The sequence below is a fragment of the Streptomyces sp. WELS2 genome (assembly GCF_013870595.1).
Taxonomy (GTDB): Bacteria; Actinomycetota; Actinomycetes; order Streptomycetales; family Streptomycetaceae; genus Streptomyces.
The window spans coordinates 1-1,603 of the sequence record NZ_JACBWZ010001159.1 but is presented as its reverse complement, the minus strand read 5'-3'; the positions used below and the strand labels follow the sequence as shown (position 1 = coordinate 1,603).

General features: G+C 76.3%; 2 protein-coding genes. Both read left to right on the top strand.

Features of this window, described 5'->3' with window-relative positions:
* On the top strand, window positions 1-950 hold a 950-nt coding region (locus H5J33_RS34605; RefSeq protein WP_181798618.1), incomplete at its 5' end, for a 4-alpha-glucanotransferase.
* Between the two features lie 132 nt (window positions 951-1,082).
* A complete protein-coding gene (locus H5J33_RS34600; RefSeq protein ID WP_181798617.1) occupies window positions 1,083-1,364 on the top strand; it encodes a hypothetical protein in 282 nt (93 codons plus the stop codon).
* Window positions 1,365-1,603: the final 239 nt, after the last annotated feature.

Genomic DNA, 1,603 nt, shown 5'->3' with positions numbered 1-1,603 from the left:
ACCCGGGCGGCGCCGACGCCTGGGCCCAGCAGGACGTGTTCGCCGCCGGCATGTCCATCGGCGCCCCGCCGGACGCCTTCAACGCCCGCGGCCAGGACTGGGGCCTGCCTCCTTGGCGCCCCGACCGGCTCGCCGCCACCGGCTACGCGCCCTACCGCGAGCTGCTGCGCGCCCTGTTCCGCTACGCCGGCGCCCTGCGCGTCGACCACGTCATGGGACTGTTCCGGCTCTGGTGGGTGCCCGAGGGCAGCCCGCCCACCGAGGGCACCTACGTGCACTACGACGCCGACGCCATGCTCGCCGTCCTCGCCCTGGAGGCCGACCGCGCCGGGGCGCTGGTGATCGGCGAGGACCTGGGCACCGTGGAGCCCGGGGTGCGCGAGGCGCTCCAGCGGCGCGGGGTGCTCGGCACCTCCGTGCTGTGGTTCGAGCGGGACTGGGAGGGCGACGGCCGCCCGCTGCCGCCCGAGCGCTGGCGCGCCGACTGCCTGGCCACCGCCACCACCCACGATCTGCCGCCCACCGCCGCCCGGCTCACCGGCGACCACGTCGAACTGCGCGACCGCCTCGGCCTGCTCACCCGTCCGGCCGCCGAGGAGAAGGCCGGGGCCACCGCCGACGCGGCCGAGTGGCTGGCGCTGCTGGGCAGCCTCGGCCTGCTGGACCTGACGGCGGCCGGGCCGCCCGGCTCCGACGAGGAGGAGGAGATCCGCGCGGTCCACCGTTTCCTGCTGCGCACGCCGGCCCGGCTGATCGGCGTCTGGCTCCCGGACGGCGTGGGCGACCGGCGTCCGCAGAACCTGCCCGGCACCTGGGACGAATACCCGAACTGGCGCCTCCCGCTCGCCGACCCGGACGGCCGCCCGGTCCCGCTGGAGGAACTGGTCGCCTCGCCGCGGCTGCGGGGGCTGCTGGACGTGCTCCGGGAGGACCGGGCGCCGGGAGGCTGAGTCCGGGTGCCGGGTGCCGGGTGCCGGGAGGGGTGCGCGGGGGTGCCGGCCCCCGTCCCGCCGGTCCGGGCGCCCGGGGCGGTAAGGCACCCCGGGCGCGCGGCCTTCAGCCCGGTTCGCTAACTTGAATGCGTGGACAAGAACAACGCCCTGCGCGCCGGCGCCCTGGCCGCCGGTACGACGCTGATGATGCTGCTCATGTCGTCCCCCGCGCTCGCGCTGACCCGCGACGACGGTGACGACCCCGGCCCGGGCCTGAGCGTCATCCAGACGCTGGGCCTGTACGTCTTCCTCCCGCTGGTGCTGTTCGCGGTGATCGCCGGTCTGGTCATGCTGCTGGACAAGTCGCGGGCCAAGAAGGACACCACCTCGTCCAACGTCAACGTCAAGTCCGGGGCGGGGGCCAAGGCCTGACCGCCTCGTCGGTTCGTTCGCCGGGGGCGCCCGTCCTCCCGTCGGTACGCGCGTACGCCGTACCCGGGTGAGACCGGCGCCCCCGGCGTTTTCCGTGCCCGCCGTGCCCGGGTGAGACCGGCGGGCTCCCGGCGTTGTCCGCGCCCGCTGTGCCCGGGTGCCACCGGCGTCTTCCGCCTCCGCCCTGCCCGGCCGGTCACTCGGCCGTCGTGGCGAGCAGCTTCCGCAGCAGGTCGGCC